The sequence below is a fragment of the Fortiea sp. LEGE XX443 genome, assembly GCF_015206815.1.
Taxonomy (GTDB): domain Bacteria; phylum Cyanobacteriota; class Cyanobacteriia; order Cyanobacteriales; family Nostocaceae; genus Nostoc_B.
Genome location: NZ_JADEXZ010000154.1, coordinates 1 through 1,512, shown reverse-complemented (window position 1 = coordinate 1,512; position 1,512 = coordinate 1). Strand labels below are relative to the sequence as shown.

The 1,512-nt window shown below is 41.8% G+C and carries 1 protein-coding gene; it reads right to left on the bottom strand.

What is annotated here, in order from left to right; translation table 11 throughout:
- Positions 1–1,452, bottom strand: coding sequence for an IS66 family transposase (locus IQ259_RS26875; RefSeq protein ID WP_193889017.1), 1,452 nt, complete (start codon positions 1,450–1,452; stop codon positions 1–3).
- Between the last annotated feature and the right edge of the window lie 60 nt (positions 1,453–1,512).

The window sequence follows — 1,512 nt, the reverse complement described above, 5'->3', positions numbered from 1 at the left end:
CTAATATTGAGGAAGTAAAGAAGGGCGAAACTGAGAATTATTAGAGTCAGCAATTAGAGCTTGTGCAAAAAAATCAACAACAGACTTACCTTGACGGCGACAAGTCTGCACCACCGTCAATAAATTGGCAGTATGTTGAAACCGCTCCATCGAACGTGAACCACCGCTAACCTTACGTTTTGTCACAGCCAAACGCAGCGAGCGTTCAGCCTGATTGTTATCAGGAGGCACTTCAGGGTTATCAAGGAAATACCACCATTGATGCGCTTTATCTCGCAAGGAGCGTAAAAGCCGGCCTGCTGTCGCTCCGGCTAAGTTAATCCATTGATCAATAGAGGATTGCAACTTGGATTTGAATTCATTGACCCAATCGTTATAACTGGCGCACTCAAGAGTCTCAAACCATTGGGCATAATTTCTAAAAGCTTCATCAATTAAACCAACAAATACTTTACCTATTTCTTGGTTGTGAAGACCTGGAAGTTGAATTAATTTCTTGAAGTGACGGCGTAGATGCGCCAAACATTTTTGTTGGGCAAAAGCTTGATAGCCATTGTAAACACTATAGTCATCAGAAGAAATGACACCTTGATATTGAGTTCCTAAAATTGCTTCTAGTTCTGCTCTAGAACGAGTATCAGCCGCAGTAAACAGGCAGAATTCAGAATTAGCCACTACCCATAACCATTCTTTAACCCCTTTAACTGACCAAGGCGTTTCATCCACATGGATATTAGGTTGTGTCTGTTTTACCCAACTACTCAACTCAGTTACGCTCGGTTCTATCGCTTGAGTTATTCGTTCGTTGGTGGCGACTAAAGTTCCTAGCCCAATTTCAATTTGCCCCAGTTCCCACAACATTTCTTGCTGTTTTTCGTAGGGCATATGTGCATAATTATTTGCCCACCCTAAAAATGCTTGTAACGATGTTCCTAAATCTTGCCCTGGAATCATTTCTTGTGGCCAGTCGGCTGTTTGTAAATTGCCACAACACTCACATCTACAGGTATGGCGTTGATACTCAACTATTTCTATAGGACGTTCCACTAATTGCGCTACTGAGTGCTTTTCTACTTTTACTGCCTCTGCCGTAAATGCTTTTTGACCACAATAGGCACAATCAGTCGGTCGTAAGATTTCATAGCGATCTATTCTCCCAAAGCCCTTACGGGTTTTGCCTTGATGTCCTGGTTGCCCACCTGGTTTCTTTTGAGGCTGATTTGATTGGTCTTGGGGAATATCTTTTTTGTTCTCGCTCTTTTTGTGAATATCCCCTGATGGTGGCTTTGACGAGTTAGAACTATCTAAATCTCTACTGACTTTTAAACGCTCTATTTCTTGCTGTAATTCACGTATTACCTTGCTCTGCTCAATGATCATGTTTACCAGTTCTTCTTTGGATAACTGGCCCAAACTTTCTTTTTCTAGTTCTTGAGGCAGGTTTTGGTTCATATTTGTGATACTCCACCTCAACTGTCCCCTTTGTCAATACTCTGTTACCTGAATCCTTAC